We start from the raw sequence: 18,535 nt of genomic DNA, 5'->3' as shown, positions 1-18,535 counted from the left end.
TTTATTCGTGCAAACACACAAAAACCGCCGATTATTCGGCGGTTTTGTCGTACTTGCTCAGTTTATATTGAAGCGTTTGACGAGGGATACCTAACATTTTTGCGGCTTGTAATATATTCCCTTCCGTTTCAATCAACGCTTGATCTATTAATTCTTTTTCTGTTTGATGAAGTGCTTCTCTAAGTGGCATTATACCCTTCTTCTTCGAAAAATTCTCTTTCCGAAATGTACGTGGTAAACAATTGGCTGTTAATGTATTCCCTTCTGCAATAATAACAGCATGTTCAATCGTATGTTTTAACTCTCGGACATTTCCAGGCCACTGATAAGCTTGCAGTCTATCTTTCGCTTCCTCATCAATTTGAAGTACACCTTTTTTATAACTTTTATTATATTCTTTCAAAAAATAAGATGCTAATAATAGTACATCCTCAGTTCTTTCACGAAGCGGTGGGATATATAATGAAAATACGTTTAAGCGATAATATAAATCAGTGCGAATTTTATTCTCTCGTAAACATATTTCTGGAGGCTGGTTCATTGCGGTAATAACACGAACATCTACTTTTCTCGTCTTATTATCACCAATTCTTCTAATGACTCCATCTTCTAACACTCGTAACATTTTTGCCTGCAAATCAAGAGGCATTGAATTCAGTTCATCTAAAAATAATGTACCACCATCAACAAGTTCAAATAGCCCAGCTCTTTCAATCGCTCCTGTATAGCTTCCTTTTGTCGTTCCAAACAATAAACTTTCTAATAGCGACTCTGGTAAAGCTGCACAGTTTTGTGCAATAAATGGCTTGTTTTTTCTTTTAGAAGCTTCATGAATTGCTTGCACGAACAGTTCTTTTCCTGTTCCTGTTTCACCATATATTAAAACATTTGCGTCTGTTGGTGCTACTTTTTGTGCTAACTCTTTCGTCTGTTTAAACCGCGTATCATTTGTCACTATCGTCTCAAATGCAGCATGCTTTTTAATCACTTTTTTTCTAGATGATCGCTTTATTTTCGACTGTAAGTCAACAATTGTGTCAGTAAGTTTTTGAATTGTAGAGTAATCCTTTGCAATTTCAACAGCCCCAGCAATATTCCCATCTATAAAAATAGGTAACGTCGTATTTACTGTACAAACATCTTCACCATTTAAATTTTGATAATGCTGTGCTTGATGTACGATAGGTTTTTTTGTATCTAGTACTTTCATCAATGTACTCGTTTCCCTTGATAAAGACGGGAACGCTTCTAACAGATGTTTCCCTAACACTTTTTCAATCTTCGATCCATCGTGTTTTGCAGCTACAGAATTATAAAATATTGTAATTCCATTCTCATCTACAGCGTGTATAGCCTCATCAATACTGCCCAAAATCGCTTCAATGACTTCTTGTGTCGAAACTGCTAGCAATGTCATCCCCCCTCTTGCCGAAAATCCAGCAATTACATGCCGAATTTTCGGCACACCTATGTGCGATTGTAAGCATGACGATTCCGTTCTATAATTTTGACCAATTTTATATTTTCATTAGATAACTCGAAACTCTAATTAGTACAGCTTTTCGAACACCCAGCTCCACCTAACTGTTTTGCTTTACAGCCGAATTTTGAGGCGGAAGTTTTACTGCTTTCGAATAGCTAGAAAGATCTTTCACCCATATATTCATATCTTCCAACTTATCGAAAATGTAGCAATTATTCGCCAGTCTTCCTGTATACGTATAACCTAATTGATGAAAGGCAGCATTCATTCCGAAAGAAAGCGATCGAGCAATTGTATAGGAGCAGAAAATAGATCTTTCTCGAAGCTCTTCCTCTAATTTAATTAGTAAACTTTTCATAAATCCATGTTTACGATATTCAGGTAAAGTAGCACAATTCGTTAATTCTGCATTCCCTTCTTTTATATTCATTTCTGCAGATGCTGTACTAATAATTTTCCCCTCATATTCATATACGTAGTAAATTGTATCGTCTTCTTTCATCGTCTGTAATACATAACTCGCTTCATTTAAAGGTGTCGGATACACTTCAAATACTTTTCCGAATACAGTTGCTAATTCTTCTGCATCTTCTTCAGTCGCTTTTCTCAGCAAAAATTTCTCTGGAACTACTTTTTCTTTTATTTCTTTTCCTTTTACACCGCTTAATATAGTATCTTCCTCAGTCCAATGCATACTATTTCGTCTTTCATCATTATTATATTTCACAAAAAAGTATGCATCGTGTCCTTGAAAATAATGAGGTATCGTTGCTTCCAACAAAAAACCGAAAGAGAGCCATGTTGAAACATGCTCTCCCTTTCCTTTAATAATACATTTAGTGAAAGAATGTTCCTCTGCTAGTTCGTCAATTGTCTGTATAATACTTTCAACATTTCCTGTATAGTGATCTACCCGAATACGCTTATTAAAATAATCTAAAACGCCTTCTACTGTATAACAATTCGTCTGTTCTCTAAAAGATTCATAGTATTTCATTTTTTCACCTCACACCAATCTAGTAATGTACATGCAATAATTTTTGCGGCAGCTATCATTTTATCAACTTCTATATATTCGTTTGGATAGTGTGCTACTTTCGTCTCTCCTGGACCAAATACTATTGTTGGTACGTTTGCAATTTGTGTAAATAAACCTCCATCAGTCCCCCACGGAGATGCTTCAATAATTGGTTCGTTCCCTTCGATTTCAACAAAGTTGTGATGAAGTGTTGTAATGAGTTCATGATTCTCTTCTAATTCACCAGGAACCCATCTCGCTCCAAACCACTCTACTTCTACTGGATTTTCAACAAACCAATTGTCCACATCATTTAATTCAACAATCCAATTCTCAAACTCTTCTTTTGCCGCCTCTATAGTCTCATTCGGCGCAACACCGCATCTTCCTTCTAAAATTAATTCATCTGGAACAGAACTTGGCCAACTCCCTCCTTCAATTTTCCCAATGTTAATTGGAATTGGAATCGGAATCCCTTTAAATAACGGATCTGTAATTCGACTATTTCTTTTCTCCTCTAGCTTTCTTACATGTTCTATAACAAACATACTTTTTTCAATTGCACTAACCCCTTCATAACGCGTTCCACCGTGTGCAGCTTTCCCTTTTACACGTAAACGAAACCACATGGAACCTTGTTGTTTCGGGAAAAACTTCATATTAGTAGGCTCTGGAATAATGACACCATCTGCCTTATATCCTCGTAATATAGTTGCTAATGTCCCTGCTCCGCCACTTTCCTCTTCTATTACACTTTGAAAATAGATGTCTCCTTTTAATTCAATGCTAGATTCAATAATCGCTTCCATCGCAAGCATGAGTGCGACATTTCCACCTTTCATATCCGTCGTTCCACGGCCATATATACGATTTCCTATCTTCTCACCGCTATAAGGATGATGTTCCCACTGATTCACATCCCCTTCTGGAACTACATCAATATGCCCATTTAATATCATAGATTTCCCGTCGCCACTTCCTTTTAAAGTTGCTACAATATTTGGGCTATCTGAAAAACTTGTACGGGGTGATACAAAATAAGGATGATCTTTCATTTTAGAAAAAGAAGGCTCCCATATATCGAGGTCTAAACCTAATTCACGTAATTTTTCAATCACAATCGCCTGCGCACCGCTTTCATCACCAGATACGCTCTTTTCTTGAATTAATCGTTTTAAAAATTTCACACTTTCCTCTTCATGGCTCTCAATATAATCACAAACTTGCTTTTTTAATTGCTCCATATATTACATCTCCTTTCATTCAATTACTAGTAAGTTAGAACTAATTTGAAAATCAGCTTCTGTATGTCGTTTTATATCTTCTACTGTGTATGGGCTCATTAATTCTTGTAATATAAGTCCACTCGGAGTTACCTCCATGACCGCCATATCAGTAATAATTAAATCTACACATTTCTTTGAAGTTAATGGCAATGTACACTCTGAAATAATTTTTGCATTTCCGTACTTATCAACATGATTCATCACAACAACGACCCGCTTCGCTTTTTGTGCTAAATCCATTGCTCCACCAATACCTGGAACACGTTTTCCAGGTACAATCCAGTTTGCTAAATCACCGTTTTCACTTACTTGTAATGAACCAAGAATCGTTATGTCTAGCAAACCTTTTCGAATCATACCAAACGCTGTACAACTATCGAAATAACTCGCTCCTGTTATAAGAGAAGTTGGTAAACCTGCCGCGTTACACAAATTTTCGTCTTCATTCCCTTTACTTGGCGTTGGTCCCATACCGACGATTCCATTTTCCGCATGAAACATAACATTTATATCGTTAGGCAAATGATTTGGTACAAGCGATGGTATGCCAATACCTAAATTTACAATCATGCCATTTTGTATTTCTTTCGCCGCTCGCCTAGCAATCTTATCCCTCACTTCTACGCCCATACCCATTTCCAGTTCACTCCTTCCGACGGTACAATATAATTTACGAAAACACCTGGAACGACAATTTCCTCTGGATCTAAACTTCCAAGCGGGACTATTTCTTCTGCTTCTACTATTGTTATATCCCCAGCCATCGCTACGTGAGGATTCATATTTCGTGCACTTTTGTCAAATACAAGGTTACCAAACGGATCTGCCTTTTTCGCATATACAATTGAAACTTCAGCAGTTAATGCTGTTTCAACTAAGTAGGTCTTACCATTCATTTCAACTGTTCGTTTTCCCTCTTCCACAATCGTATCAACACCAACATCAACTAAAACACCACCAAGACCAACGCCACCAGCGCGAATGCGCTCTGCTAATGTTCCCTGCGGAGAAAACTCAATTTGTAATCTTCCCTCGTTTAGTTGCCTTCCTGCATTCGGGTTGGAGCCAATATGAGAAGTAATTAGTGATTTAACTCTTTCATTTGTAACAAGACGACCGATACCTACATCAGGGAATCCAGTGTCATTTCCAATCAAATTTAAATTTGTAACGCCTTTTTCTAAAATTGCCTGTATTAAAGATGGAGGGGATCCAATCCCTCCAAATCCCCCAAACATTAATGTCATATCATCATGGAACAAAGAAATTACTTCCTCAATTTCTTTTAATTTACCGAATGTATTTGTAATAGTTGTCATGCGATACTATGCCCTCCTTTTTGCATCATCTCTTCCACACTTTTAGAGAAAATTGAAAGTAATTCATCTAACTCGGAATATGTAGTTGTCATTGGCGGTGCTACAAGCAGTGCACTATCTTCTTTTCCTGCTTGCCCTGAAACTGCTTGGTATAAAAGTAGACCATTTTTAGCTGCAACTGAAATAAGCTCCGACGCTTTTGTAAACGGTTGCAATTCTACTCCGATTAGCAACCCTTTTCCGCGCACATCAGCAATGATTGTCGATTGTTGCTGAACTTTCTGTAAGCCTTTTATTAAATACTCTCCCTTTTCTGCTGTTTTTTCAGGGAGATTATGTTTCTCCATATATTCAATAACAGCTAAAGCCGTTGCTGCAGACAATGGATTGGCACTTAACGTATGACCGCTCATTACTGAACGTGACCCACGTAATATTGGTTCCATAACACGATCACTTACAACTGTCGCTGCCATCGGTGTATATCCCGCTCCTAACCCTTTACCAAGTGTCATGATATCCGGTTCTACACCCCAATGCTCCATTGCAAACCATGCTCCAGTACGACCAAGCCCAGTCATCACTTCATCCGCAATAAATAAAATATCGTAATGGTCGCAAATATCTTTAATGACTTTATAATAGTCTTTCGGCGGAACAACCGCGCCTCCAGCTGCTCCGATAATCGGCTCAGCAATAAAAGCAGCAATATGCTCTGCACCAATTCTTTCAATTGATCTTTCTAGTTCAGTCGCACATGCCAGCTGACAAGTTGGATATACCTTTTGAACAGGGCATCTGAAACAATATGGAGCTGGTATAGTCGGATAATCTTCCAAAATAGATACGAAACGTTGTCTACGTAGTGGGTGGCCAGACATCGATAACGCACCCATCGTAATACCGTGATAACTCATCCATCTTGATAATATTTTATGTTTCCCTTGAATACCTCGCTCTTGAAAATGCTGAATTGCAATTTTCATAGCTGTTTCATTTGCTTCCGTACCACTATTTACAAAGAAACTCCAGTTCAAATCTCCTACACTTAAATCACTTAACTTCTTTGCTAATTTTTCAGCTGGTTCACTCGTAAACTGTGATCTATAAACAAAAGCAATCTCCTCAGCTTGCTTTTTAATAACGTCTGCAATCTCCTTTACGCCATGCCCAATACCTGCCGTAATTGCTCCTGACGAACCATCAAAATATTTATTACCATTTTGATCATACAAATAAACACCTTTTCCATGTGAAATCATTGGATACGGCTGACCAACAAGTGGTTTAATTAAGTAATCGCGCATAGCGCTCCCCCATTTCTCCAATTTGTATATATATATGAAGAAAATTGACGTTTCTTTCATAAAAAAGAATCCTCTGCAAAAGCAGTGAATTTATCAAAAAACTATTATAAAATATACAAATGAGTGCTTAAAAATATTTATAAAACAGAAAATTCAGAACTCAAAGTGAAGACCAATCCTTTTCTATACGCCCAAATAACCCTCCCTTTTATATGAAATGACTACATCACCAAATGTTTTTATAGCATAATGCCAGCTGCCCTTAAATGCCGACATTCTGTACACTTCGACGGAACTCCCGTTAAACTCCTTCCTAATATCCTACTTTAAATTGCATATTTTAAAACAAATTTCGACACCCCACCTTACTAACCAATTCAGATTCATATTTAATATGTAAACTTTTCATTTTTAAACTATAAAAAAAGAACCGATTAACCACACTAATCAGTTCGTCATGACGCTCTCTTATGGGTTAATACTGTCAATTGCTAAAATAAATAGAAAAATCATGTTTACAAATTCATCCTACAGCCTATAAGACAAAACCTTTTCATAACTTCATTCACAATTACTATCGGGATATCCCTATCCCGAAGTGGCACCCCTTTCCTCAGATTCAAACTACCTTTCCTTTATAATTTATGTAGGACAATTATCACTTTGTATGTGTATTTGCCTATAATTAAAAAAAACTCTAGTTTTCTAGCGATTGCTGGACATGTATTCAATATGTTAATTGAAATGCAGTTTCAATTTGGCATTTATTTTACTTTCGTGCAGTCATATGTACTGCTTTACTCTGCCAAATACTCGTAAGCACCAGCACCTCTTTATGAAAACATATTTGTTGTCAATTTTTAATTTTCCCTTTATAAAATTATTTTTTTCGCATAACCGCTTTCTTGCTTCGCATATAGTTTTAATGATGACAAAGGAGGAATGTTCATGTCTCAATCTGAAATTGAAAAATATGGACAAGAAGTTACGCAATACGAACAGCTCGCACGTTACTATCAGTTTCGTAATCCTAAAAAATATATAGAATTATATATGAAATATTGCGATGCACTTTCAAAACTTGTACAGGCGCATGAGAAAAGGGATTCACAAGAAGCTGCTTTACCGTCACATATAAGAATTTTTCATGCCGATCCAAATATATCAGCGGTTGATATTTTAGTAAACGGACAAAAGGTTATTAAAAGTATTTCATTTAAGCAATTCAGCCCTTATTTATCATTAGTGCAAGGTAAATACCGTATAGATATTGTCCCTGTCGGAAATGAAACTCCAATCTTTTCAGCATTGGTACCAATAATGGGAAATCATACTTATACTCTTGCTGCAATAAATAGTGATAATCACCTACAATTACAACCTATACTTGATAATACACATTTACCAGCTGGTCAAGCTAAAATACGCTTTGCACATTTCTCTCCAGATACCCCTGTTGTAAATGTAGATTTAAAAGATGGAGATCATTTATTTGAAAATGTACTCTTTAAACAAATAACAGATTTTTTACAAGTTAGCCCTGGTACAGCAGATATTGAAATTTCACTCGCAGATAATAAAAACGTTTTATTGACTATTCCGAAATTCAATGTTGAACCAAATGTTATTTATACAATTTCAATAGTAGGTTATTCAACTAAAGATCCTAAATTAGAAGCCGTTATACTTACAAATTAAAACAGTCTACACCATTCATTTGGTGTAGACTGTTTATTTTTGAAATGCAATTTGAAATTCTGTCCAATCGTTATCTGATCGACACATAATGGATCCATTATGTTTTTCCACAATTTGTTTACATACAAATAATCCAATACCAGTTCCTAACTTTTTAGTAGTTACAAATGGTTCAAAAATCGTTTCTACATTTTCAGCTGGAATCATTGGTCCATTATTTTTTATCACAATTCGAATAGCTTGATCTTCTTCAAATACATCAATGATAATTTTTCGTTCTTCTTTCATTGATTCAAGAGCATCAATTGAATTCATTAATATGTTTAAAAATACTTGTCTCACTTCACTTCGATAACCAACAAGCGGAATTGGATACGGTAAATTCTTTTCAATCAAAACATTCGCATTGACCAAACTCGGATATAAGAATTGTATAATGTCTTGAAACAAGTCATTAAGCCAAAACCGTTCCGATTCATTCCACATTTCTTTTTTCGATACGAGTAAAAATTGCGAAATGCGAAAATTTAATTGATCTAATTCATGCGAAATAATATCTAAATACGATAAACTCGGATGATCTGCCTTTAATAATTTGACAAACCCCATAATGGAAGTAAGCGGATTACGAAATTCATGTACAAAACTAGCTGACATTTGTCCTAAAATCGTCAGCCTTTCTTTATGTGTTTCGTTAATATATTGCTGTTTTTCCTCTAAATTCTTCGATATAATTTCCGAGTATTTTAAAACAGTATAATAAATTAATTTGTCAAAACAAGTATGTATTTTTGCCATAATTGGTTTCAATTCACGAGCGCTAACATCTAATTCACACATCGCTTCGAAAAGTTCATTTCTTCCCACGTTTGCGTTATAAACAAAATCTCCAATATTCGCATCTGCTCCAGCACGTTCAATAGCAATTTTCTCGCATAACGGTTGAAGATAATTTATATCTTTATCTTCCATAGTAAGTTCGATAATTAACTCTAGTAAATCCTCTCCATTTTGAACTACTTCTAGTTTAAATGGATCTTTTTCGGAAATTATCATTTTGTTTTTCCAGTTCTCTACGAATTGGTGCCTATTGTTTTTCAAGTGTGAACAAAATATTTCTTTAATATCCTTATCGATTGGAAAAACCTCCATTCCCTCCATTTCCATACGACGAATACCCTTTATATTTTGAATATTAACACAAAAAATACGATTCGTTAATAGATTTTTGTCACATTTTGTTAATTTCTGTTGATAAAATTATTTTTTCTTTCTTATTTAACTAATTGTATGCAAATTCCCTTTTTCCTTCACATATTTTCATTATTTCCGTAGTCAAAACGACTTTTTTTTGCATCATTTTTAATTCTTGCGTACAATAGAAAATGAAAGGTGTGAAAAATATGGTAAATAAAAATGTGGAAGATTATCTCCAAGAAGGCATTTACGGCCAAAAGCAAAACAAACCAGAAGAACGTAATATGTATTTAACTACATTACGTGAGCGTGTAGAAATCGCTTTAACGATCGGTCAAGTAATGCAAAGTAATGTATACTCTGAAGTGGCAGGTAGCATGCGCTCTTCTCAATCATTACAACTCCTCCTAAATGGTAGCATTGCTTACCCACATTTATCAAAATACATTAAATTAGCAAACGAAAAAAATGTTCCTTTTACAATTGTTCAAAATAAAGATACAGAAACACCAATCGGTTTAGTATTAACACATGCTACTGCTGTAGATAAAGAACAAATTTATGTAGAAGATACTATTTTCAAACAAGAAATGAAGTAAAAGTTACACTTAATTAAATAGTTACTAAAAGCGTAAAAAAACGAGTATGGAATCGTAAACATTCCCTACTCGTTTTTTAGCGCAAATTTTAAGTTTTCTATTTTATTTTTTAATACATACTAATTTCATTTCTGTCATTTCTTCTATTGCATATTTAATTCCTTCGCGCCCCGTGCCACTTTCTTTCACACCACCATAAGGCATATGATCTACTCTGAACGTTGGAATATCATTAATCATGACACCACCAACCTCTAGCTCATCAATTGCACGCATTGCTTTAAATAAATTATTTGTAAATACTCCTGCCTGTAAGCCGTAACGCGAATTATTTACTTGCTCAATCGCTTCATCAAATTCTTTAAATGTATTTACTGTCATGAGTGGACCAAATACTTCTTGGCACTGCACAGATACATGATCTGGAACATTTGTTAATACAGTCGGTTCAAAAATTCTTGCATCCCGCTTCTTACCACCGCATAAAACAGTTGCTCCTTCCTTGATTGCTTCTTGAACCCACATATCAATTCGCTCTACATCTTTTTTTGAAATTAAAGCTGATACATCCGTTTCCTCAAGCAGTGGATCACCAACAACAACTGATTCCATCGCTTTCTTTAGCTTCGAGAGAAATTCATGCATTTTCGTTTCATGTACAAAAACACGTTGTACGGAAATACAAACTTGCCCATTATTAACAAATGCTCCCCATTTTACACGTTCAATTATTTCATCTGTTAACTCTACATCTTCATCAATAATAACAGCAGCATTTGAGCCTAGTTCTAACGTAACTCGTTTTAGCCCAGCCTTTTGTTTTATTCCGATTCCAACTTTTGGACTTCCGGTAAAAGTAATAGAAGCAACATAATCATTTTTGACGATTGCCTCACCAACCGTGGCGCCAGGGCCAGAAATGATATTTAAAGCTCCATTTGGCAATCCTGCCTCTTCAAATAACTCAACTAATGCATAAGATGATAATGGCGTTTGATCAGCTGGCTTTAATACAACTGTATTTCCAGCAGCAATTGCTGGTCCAACTTTATGCGCTACTAAATTTAACGGGAAATTAAATGGTGTAATAGCCCCTATAACCCCAATCGGCTTTCGGATTGTATATGCAATACGCCCATCCGCACCAGGTGCGGCGTCTAATGGCAATGTCTCACCATATATACGCTTCGCTTCTTCAGCTGCAAATTTGTACGTTTGAACAGTACGATCTACTTCTCCCCTTGCAGCACGTATTGGTTTTGCAGCTTCTTTTGCAATAATCTCTGCAAATTCTTCTCTTCTTTCATCCATTTTTTGTGCAACTTTCTCTAAAATAGTCGCACGATCATATGCAGATAATTTATTCATTTTTATCATTGCATTTTTTGCAGCAGTAACAGCCTCTTTTACATCTTCTTCCGTTCCTTGTGCAATTTCCGCTAATGTTTCTTCAGAATATGGTGCGTATAATGGCTTATACGTGTTTACAGATTTCCAATTTCCGTTTATATATAAATGCTTTTTCATACTTCTTCTCCTTCCAAATATATGTATACAACAATACTTCACCTAGTGAAAGGTTCAACTTATGTCATTGTATCATAGCCCTTATCCCTCAAAAAACATTATGCTCAAAAAAACTCTGCTATATAGCAGAGTTTACGAGCTAATTTGCTCTTGTAACGGAATTTGTTTTTCATCTTCTAAAATAACAATCGATTCTACTATCTTTGTAACTTCTAATCTTTTTATATAATGTCCATCTAATTCTTTCACACAAAACTTATAATTTTCAATTTCAACGGAATCCTCTTCAGCAATCTCTATATTCTTCGTTAAAATCCAACCACCGATTGTATCAACACCATCATCATCAATCCCTAAACCAAATAACGTATTCACTTCACTAACAAGTACTTTTCCCTCTAGTATCGTCTTCGTTTCACTAACCTTTTGAATTTCTGGCTGCTCATCCGTATCAAACTCATCCTGAATATCTCCAACAATTTCTTCCAAAATATCTTCAACAGTAACAAGTCCAGATGTCCCACCATATTCATCTATCAATATAGCAATATGTGTTCTTTCTTTTTGCATTTTTAAAAACAAATCATGAATTGGAATAGAATCGATAACTAAAATAATTGGTCTCATATATTGCTCTACTGTCTTCTTATTAACAGCTTTATGTTGTACAAACTCAGTAAAAATATCTTTAAAATTCACAAAACCTATTACGTGGTCTTTGTCACCATCAACAACTGGATACCTTGTATATTTTTCGCGAGACATTTTTTGCAAAGCTTCTTCAGCAGGCATTTCTTTACTTATAATATTCATTTCAGTTCGAGGTACCATTATTTCTTTTGCAATCCGATCATCAAATTCAAAAATTTTATTTACATATTTATATTCAGATTGATTAATCTCACCATTTTTATAACTTTCTGAAACTAACAACCGTAATTCTTCTTCTGAATGAACCTCATCATGCCCCTTCGGCGGTTTCAGCCCTAGCAGCTTCGTAATGATTCGAGCTGAACCATTTAATAGCCAAATGAATGGGAATGCAATACGATAAAAGAAAATTAACGGCTTAGAAACAAGCAAACTCACTTGTTCAGATTTTTGAATTGCAAATGTTTTTGGGGCCAATTCCCCTATTACAACATGTAAAAAAGTAATTAACAAAAATACTAAAGTTACAGCAAAAATGTCTGCTAGTTGAGTAGAGATATTCCAATTTGCAAAAAGCGTATCAAACATTTGCTTTAACGCAGGTTTACCAAACCACCCAATTCCTAAAGCTGTAACAGTAATTCCTAACTGACAAGCAGATAAATATTCGTCTAAGTTTGTAATGACTGTTTTGACCGATGTTGCACGATTATTTCCTTCTGCAATTAAATAGTCAATTCGTGAACTTCTCACTTTAACAATTGCAAATTCTGCTGCAACGAAAAATGCCGTTAAGGCAATTAAAACAATCACTATACTTATACTATATATGTCCAAATACTTTTCCTTACTTACATTGTAAGCAAGGAAGCCACCTCCTACTTAATTTTATTCAAGTGAAGTAAGCATTCTAATACTCTAACAAAATTCTACATTAGCAACCACCTTTTTATATATTATATGCATACATAAAAAAGATATTTATCATTATGATAATCTAATTCATTTACACTCGTCAAATTATTCTAAATGTTAAGATAAAATTTTTTCATTTAAACGAACTATTCTTCTCAACTCAATTTCGTGAAAAAACACTTTCTTTGCCGATTCCACACTTCTTTTGTCGCACTAGAAGGGAACTTACTTCATAGCTCGAAATCATTCAACAGGATATATATAGGAGGGATTATTTTGGAATATAAAACACCATTTATCGCAAAAAAATTAGGTGTTAGCCCAAAGGCTGTTGTCCGGATCGCGCAACAATTAAATCTTACGATAGAAAAAAACAAATATGGCCACTTTATTTTTACACAAGATGATGTCGATCAAATGTTAGAACACCATCTATTTCAAATAGAGCAGTCTCAAAATCCTCAACCTACTCAAAAGACTTCCTCAAATGAGGTTGAAGAATTAAAAACTCAAGTCAATACAATTGTTCAAAACATATCATCGAATGATTTTGAACAATTAGCTGATCAATTAAACACTATTACGAGAAGACTCGATCGAATGGAAGAACAAATGCAAGATAAGGCAAATGATGTCGTCACGTACCAACTTTTACAACACCGTCGTGAAATGGAGGAAATGTTAGAACGAATTCAAAAGCTAGAAGCTGCCCTAACGAAAGAAGAACCCATTTATATTACTCCTGATTCAAAACCAACATACGAACGAGAAAAGAAACCGAAGCGCCGCAAAATGATTTTTAGTATATTTGGATTATAATTTTTAGACCCTTATTAAAATAATAAGGGTCTTTTTTAATGAAGAGTTATATCTTATAAAAATATTATTCTCTTTATTATACATATTCACTTCGTTTTATTTCGTTAACATAATATTTTTACTGTATTCTGCAATTAATGCCTGTGCATGAGCATTCCCTTGAATCACATCACGAAATTCTTTTAAAGAATACAAATGCGTAACCCCTTTTCGAGCATGAATTCTTACTGGTACACCTTGTAAAGTATCATGAAACTGAAATGGATTATCTATCGGTTCAATTGGAAAACCGAGTGTAAGTAAATACATATACATTCTTTTTGTTACTGCTGCAATGTACCATTCAGCTTTTGTTTCTAACGCATGTATAAATAAAATAGCTGTTAACCTTTTAAAATGTCCTCTCCCACGAGACGTTTTCGAAATACTTAACTTGCCTATTTCATACACATTCTTCAAATCTTTTACTAAATCATTTTTAGAAAACGGATAGAAAAACTCAGAATTTGATTGTTCAGGTACCGTATACTTAATACATTCTACTGTACCAATAGGATGTTCATCTTCTATTAATAAAAATCGTGATGGATTTAAATTACGTTCTACGAACATTAAGTTTCTTTCTTCACAAAAATCTCCCCATAGTTGCTCGAACCCAAAATGTTCTTCCTTTGTTTGAACACGCTGGAACATATTTAACCGCCTTTCCCATCGTCGCTCTGTTTTTTGATAACGCTTTCACTATCTATCATATAAGAACAAATCTTCGTATGCAACTAAAAATATTTATTACTTATTATATTCTGCAAAATGAATTAGATTCCAATTTAATCGACTTTTATCCCGCGCTCACATTCCTTTTAATAACACATTTGTATCACTTTTCAAATCTAACTTACAATATGTTTCTTTCCATACAGCATATAATTCTTCTTAATCTAAAAAAATCCTTTATGAAAAAGGATTTCTTTTACTTCTCAATGCTTTTTAACCACTTTTCAAAAATTTGTACCATCCCGTGTTTTCCAGCTAATTTCTCTTCCCCTTGTTTCGTCTTATATGGATATAACTGCAAGAAAACACCGCATCCAGACTCAATTTTTTTACTATGCATATGGCTTCCTGGATATACACAAATGACTTCATAAATTGACCTTCGATAATAGACTCGCTTTCCATCCTGTTCTTCTACATACTTTATAGACCAATACTTATACATTTGCTCAGTTGCTTTCGTATTTCCGACGTGCTGAAAAATATTGTACATTGGACTATACTTCACTTCAATAATAATAGAAGATTTATATACGTATTTCCCATCTTCTTTTACATAACAGTCTAAGCGAATATCTGGCTTCTTCGTATCCTCACCATTGTAAAAATTACTCCCTTTACTTAATGCAATAAGAGGATGTGTTTCAATTAAGTCATTAAATGCGACATGCACCTTTAAATCATCTCGTTGTAAAACTACTGTCGTTCCATCTTGTAATCCATCTACATAAAAATGTTCTTGTATTTGTTCACGAATGGAATTTCTAGCCTCAAAACCAATTTGCTCTAAAATTGAAATAACGATAAAAAAAGCGTAATATTCATACACTAAAAACGTTGGCTTATAAACAAATAATAACGATGGAGATTGATCCGTATATTGCGGGAGTACTTCTAAATGATGTAGTAATTGTTGATGTGGTATCGGTAAATCATGTAAGTTCATGTTACTTGTTTCAGTAACTTCCCTCCAAAACGAGGAGTACATTAACATTTGAAAATATTGTACATTTTCATGAACAATGTGCGCCAATATTTTATATTCTTGTATTTTCATTGAGCTCTTTCGTAAATCGGCTTCTTTTAGTAAATGTATATTTTTATATTTTTGCTTCTCTCTATCGGTTACTGATCCATTACGCTCAATTGTTTGTATAATTGTTTTTACGGCTTGAAACTCTTCTGATTTTTTCTTTTTTTCTCTTTCTAATATTTCAATTGTTTGACGTAAAAAACTTTTAGCTTCAATTAAATAATGATAAAATTGCATCGATTTATATTTAAGAAATGCATTTTCCTTACTATTTTTTTGTTCCATAAACTTACGATTATAATGTTTTGCATAAGGTTTTCTTTCTGCCACTATGGTTCCTTTTCTTGTTGGCTTTCTCTCTTTTCCTTCCCATTTATATGCATTTATAAATTTTGAGCTTGATTCTATTTTCTTAAAGATTTGCTTTATCATCTTCATTTTTTGGGGTAACTTTCTAAGCAACACTAAATAAGAAGAATCCTCAATATCGCTAAGTGCAGAGAAAGTCTTTTTATAATAACCTCTATCCAAAATCAACTCATTTAAAATTGACTTCACATAGTCTTGAATCATTTCAAATTGATCATCAAAAAAGTTTTTCGGTACGATTTGAAAAGCACCATAATACGTTGTATCTTCTATACGAACTTCAAAATGGTATAAACCACAGCGCCATGGATAAAAGAATTCTGTTTTCCCATGTTCATATATTAATACTCTTTGTTTTTTTTCATTTATTTCATATTGAGCCTCTTTTATATTTTTCTGTCCCTCATATACTTTATTCCATATAAAAGTAATATTCATTGGGATTTCATAATTGTACTGCAATCTAATCGGTTTTAATTCTTGTACTTTATAAATGCATTGAACTAATGCTGTAGTAGATGTACAAAGACGATTTAATAAAATATAATCTCCTTTCCCCTCATTTCCAATGATTAACTTTAATACAAAAGGGAGCGTTTCATTCGTATCAACGATTTTTGTTTCGTAACGCCCTTCATTTTGCATATCCATACAGCTCCAGTTCCCTACGTTTTTCTCGTATATATGCTAAAGAGTGTTCAAATGTAGATACTCTGTTTGCAAGTGCAGATTGCAAAAGAGGTACTAAGGTCGCTCCCCTTTTTGCTTCTTCAGAAAGTAAAGAACCAACCATCATTTCGGTCCCTCTGATTTTCGTCAATACACGCTGCTTTATTTGTAAATCAAACCCTTCTTCTCTACTAATCATATAGGTATGGTTATTTTGGAACGGTATATTTTGCAAATAAGTCGCAATTGCGTTTGCACATCGGAAAGAAATTCCCTTAGACGCATCATGTGATGACAATACGACATGCAACTTATCTAATAGCTCTAATTCTTCTTCAGAAAACACTTCAATCATCGCTTTATTTCTCATCCAATTTATCCGAAATTCTCCCGCTGTTACTTTCAAAGGTGGGTGTAATACGACTTTCCCCAGTTCCATGCCCATCTCACAAAACGGAATTTTTTGTAACGTTATTAAGTTCGTTCGGTCTAATAATCGATCGGAGAGCTCTTTCGTTGTTTCATCAAAATTCACAGTACCTACAAATATAATATTTTCTCCAATTTCAATTGTTGATGGAATTGAATTCTCAATGTCCTGAACACCCTCATACAAGTTTAAAATACGATTTTTTGTTTCAAGTTGAAGAACAGATAAAAATGGAGTAAACCAATGCTCAATATGTGACATGTTCATTTCATCAAAAACGATTATATACAGTTGATTGGGATTTTCTTTCGCCTTCATTAACGTCCTAACTAACTTCGTTTCACTTTCAATAAAAGTACCATTTGGATGAAGGTAACCAAGTAAATCATGTGGTTCTTGATACGATGGTGAAATTGGAATCCAAACCAATTCTTCCCCATACTGTAATCCTAATGCTTCTGCATAAGTTTGCACAAAACGTGATTTCCCAACGCCCGGTATACCACCAAGAATCGTTAACATATTTGTTTTTACACTTATATGGAAATTATATATATCCGTTGCATCCAAATATAGCCCTTTATTATGCACCATACTTTGTACATACTGTAAAAAGGACGATTCACGCTCATCCCATTCCCATTCATCTTTTTGCACTTTTATATCCTCTACTTCAACTAGCTTACCTTCTTCATGCATTCGTTTTTTTAATTGCTCATACACATGATCACTTACAAAATATAATTGATCTTCTACCGCTATTTCTACATACTTCGTCCAGTCACTGCAGTTTATATATTTACATTCACGTTTCTGTTCAAAATATGCGATTGAGCTAATTGATGACTTTAAGGATATGTTTCCATACAGTCTTCCATCGTGCCACAATAATTCGGGAGGCTCAAAGTCCTTCGGAAATTTAGGCATAAGAAATGATAAATAACCGTTGCTAAGTTTTCGTTCTAAAGATTCTCTTTTTTTATTATTTGTAACTTTAGGTGCCGGAATCATTTTATAGCTGCTTGCTATTTCTTTCGGTTCTTCTGTACATATTAACTCCACGTATACATTTCCTCTTTCATAATAAAGACGAAACATCACTAATTGCTTTTCTAATTTCCTCTTCTTTAATTCCAAAAAGATTTTTTCATTCTTTTTATTACTACATAATCCTTCAAATACATAGGGTTCATTTGCAAATTGTTCCTGTAAAGTGAATGGTATTGGCGATAAGCATTGTACAAAGAAATTCTCTCCACTCTTCTCTTTTTCAGCTTTTGTAAATTTCCCTAAAAATCTCATATAGTACATTCGTTTTATAAAACTTGGCTGAAGAGCTTTATGTAATTTCACCTTAGTCACCTTCTTTTTTCATACTATTCTTAGTGTATGAAAGAAACGAAAAACTAGAAATAAAAAACCTGACGTTATCCGCCAGGTT

15 protein-coding genes are annotated in these 18,535 nt (G+C 34.2%); 3 read left to right on the top strand and 12 right to left on the bottom strand.

From position 1 onward, the window contains the following. Positions 1-31: 31 nt before the first annotated feature. The 6 genes from rocR to BM089_RS07265 form a co-directional block, all read right to left on the bottom strand. Positions 32-1,417, bottom strand: coding sequence for an arginine utilization transcriptional regulator RocR (gene rocR, locus BM089_RS07290; protein ID WP_023521852.1), 1,386 nt, complete (start codon positions 1,415-1,417; stop codon positions 32-34). Positions 1,418-1,580: 163 nt separating this feature from the next. Then, a complete protein-coding gene (gene ablB / locus BM089_RS07285; RefSeq protein WP_000878589.1) occupies positions 1,581-2,480 on the bottom strand; it encodes a putative beta-lysine N-acetyltransferase in 900 nt (299 codons plus the stop codon). Then, the gene (locus BM089_RS07280) at positions 2,477-3,745 is read right to left on the bottom strand and encodes a peptidase (protein WP_000436691.1); all 1,269 of its coding nucleotides are present in this window, start codon (positions 3,743-3,745) and stop codon (positions 2,477-2,479) included. Before BM089_RS07280 ends, ablB begins: the two co-directional genes overlap by 4 nt. A gap of 15 nt (positions 3,746-3,760) precedes the next feature. Further along, the gene (locus BM089_RS07275) at positions 3,761-4,423 is read right to left on the bottom strand and encodes a CoA transferase subunit B (protein ID WP_053564592.1); all 663 of its coding nucleotides are present in this window, start codon (positions 4,421-4,423) and stop codon (positions 3,761-3,763) included. Then, positions 4,408-5,106 (bottom strand): acetate CoA-transferase subunit alpha, encoded by a 699-nt coding sequence (gene atoD, locus BM089_RS07270; RefSeq protein ID WP_000208107.1) that lies wholly within the window; start codon positions 5,104-5,106, stop codon positions 4,408-4,410. Before atoD ends, BM089_RS07275 begins: the two co-directional genes overlap by 16 nt. Continuing rightward, positions 5,103-6,413, bottom strand: coding sequence for an aspartate aminotransferase family protein (locus BM089_RS07265; protein WP_001205877.1), 1,311 nt, complete (start codon positions 6,411-6,413; stop codon positions 5,103-5,105). The genes atoD and BM089_RS07265 overlap by 4 nt, the downstream gene beginning before the upstream one ends. A gap of 948 nt (positions 6,414-7,361) precedes the next feature. Here BM089_RS07265 and BM089_RS07255 point away from each other — a divergent pair. Beyond that, positions 7,362-8,111: a DUF4397 domain-containing protein gene (locus BM089_RS07255; protein WP_000083276.1), complete on the top strand. Its 750-nt coding sequence runs from the start codon at positions 7,362-7,364 to the stop codon at positions 8,109-8,111. 33 nt (positions 8,112-8,144) lie between these two features. On the opposite strand, the gene BM089_RS07250 is transcribed toward BM089_RS07255, so the two are convergent. Further along, on the bottom strand, positions 8,145-9,278 hold the full coding sequence (locus tag BM089_RS07250; protein ID WP_000425086.1) for a BA2291 family sporulation histidine kinase: 1,134 nt from the start codon (positions 9,276-9,278) through the stop codon (positions 8,145-8,147). A 236-nt stretch (positions 9,279-9,514) separates the two neighbouring features. Between BM089_RS07250 and BM089_RS07245 the strand changes: the two genes are divergently transcribed. Further along, positions 9,515-9,907, top strand: coding sequence for a YueI family protein (locus BM089_RS07245; protein ID WP_000247562.1), 393 nt, complete (start codon positions 9,515-9,517; stop codon positions 9,905-9,907). 102 nt (positions 9,908-10,009) lie between these two features. Here BM089_RS07245 and BM089_RS07240 read toward each other — a convergent pair whose 3' ends face one another. Beyond that, positions 10,010-11,434: an aldehyde dehydrogenase family protein gene (locus tag BM089_RS07240; RefSeq protein ID WP_000716480.1), complete on the bottom strand. Its 1,425-nt coding sequence runs from the start codon at positions 11,432-11,434 to the stop codon at positions 10,010-10,012. A 132-nt stretch (positions 11,435-11,566) separates the two neighbouring features. Beyond that, positions 11,567-12,922 carry a hemolysin family protein gene (locus BM089_RS07235; protein ID WP_090976477.1) on the bottom strand — a complete coding sequence of 452 codons (1,356 nt, stop codon included), beginning with the start codon at positions 12,920-12,922 and terminating at the stop codon, positions 11,567-11,569. A gap of 354 nt (positions 12,923-13,276) precedes the next feature. Here BM089_RS07235 and racA point away from each other — a divergent pair, with 354 nt between their 5' ends. Further along, positions 13,277-13,819: a chromosome-anchoring protein RacA gene (gene racA, locus BM089_RS07230; protein WP_000456013.1), complete on the top strand. Its 543-nt coding sequence runs from the start codon at positions 13,277-13,279 to the stop codon at positions 13,817-13,819. 96 nt (positions 13,820-13,915) lie between these two features. On the opposite strand, the gene BM089_RS07225 is transcribed toward racA, so the two are convergent. From BM089_RS07225 to BM089_RS07215, 3 genes are all read right to left on the bottom strand, one after another. Further along, the gene (locus BM089_RS07225) at positions 13,916-14,512 is read right to left on the bottom strand and encodes a hypothetical protein (protein WP_000487795.1); all 597 of its coding nucleotides are present in this window, start codon (positions 14,510-14,512) and stop codon (positions 13,916-13,918) included. Between the two features lie 277 nt (positions 14,513-14,789). Then, entirely contained in the window at positions 14,790-16,640 is a 1,851-nt protein-coding gene (locus BM089_RS07220) for a hypothetical protein (protein WP_090976726.1), read from the bottom strand. Then, positions 16,630-18,447 (bottom strand): AAA family ATPase, encoded by a 1,818-nt coding sequence (locus tag BM089_RS07215; protein WP_000766193.1) that lies wholly within the window; start codon positions 18,445-18,447, stop codon positions 16,630-16,632. Before BM089_RS07215 ends, BM089_RS07220 begins: the two co-directional genes overlap by 11 nt. Between the last annotated feature and the right edge of the window lie 88 nt (positions 18,448-18,535).

Origin of the sequence: Bacillus sp. 5mfcol3.1, from assembly GCF_900114335.1 — a bacterium.
GTDB lineage: Bacteria > Bacillota > Bacilli > Bacillales > Bacillaceae_G > Bacillus_A > Bacillus_A thuringiensis_S.
The sequence above is the reverse complement of the archived record's forward strand: the minus strand, read 5'-3'. Positions and strand labels throughout refer to the sequence as shown.

Excerpts from the sequence above, each read along its gene's own strand:
- rocR (WP_023521852.1), bottom strand. The coding sequence starts at position 1,417 with ATGACATTGCTAGCAGTTTCGACACAAGAAGTCATTGAAGCGATTTTG.
- ablB (WP_000878589.1), bottom strand. The coding sequence starts at position 2,480 with ATGAAATACTATGAATCTTTTAGAGAACAGACGAATTGTTATACAGTA.
- BM089_RS07280 (WP_000436691.1), bottom strand. The coding sequence starts at position 3,745 with ATGGAGCAATTAAAAAAGCAAGTTTGTGATTATATTGAGAGCCATGAA.
- BM089_RS07275 (WP_053564592.1), bottom strand. The coding sequence starts at position 4,423 with ATGGGTATGGGCGTAGAAGTGAGGGATAAGATTGCTAGGCGAGCGGCG.
- atoD (WP_000208107.1), bottom strand. The coding sequence starts at position 5,106 with ATGACAACTATTACAAATACATTCGGTAAATTAAAAGAAATTGAGGAA.
- BM089_RS07265 (WP_001205877.1), bottom strand. The coding sequence starts at position 6,413 with ATGCGCGATTACTTAATTAAACCACTTGTTGGTCAGCCGTATCCAATG.
- BM089_RS07255 (WP_000083276.1), top strand. The coding sequence starts at position 7,362 with ATGTCTCAATCTGAAATTGAAAAATATGGACAAGAAGTTACGCAATAC.
- BM089_RS07250 (WP_000425086.1), bottom strand. The coding sequence starts at position 9,278 with ATGGAAATGGAGGGAATGGAGGTTTTTCCAATCGATAAGGATATTAAA.
- BM089_RS07245 (WP_000247562.1), top strand. The coding sequence starts at position 9,515 with ATGGTAAATAAAAATGTGGAAGATTATCTCCAAGAAGGCATTTACGGC.
- BM089_RS07240 (WP_000716480.1), bottom strand. The coding sequence starts at position 11,434 with ATGAAAAAGCATTTATATATAAACGGAAATTGGAAATCTGTAAACACG.
- BM089_RS07225 (WP_000487795.1), bottom strand. The coding sequence starts at position 14,512 with ATGTTCCAGCGTGTTCAAACAAAGGAAGAACATTTTGGGTTCGAGCAA.
- BM089_RS07220 (WP_090976726.1), bottom strand. The coding sequence starts at position 16,640 with ATGCAAAATGAAGGGCGTTACGAAACAAAAATCGTTGATACGAATGAA.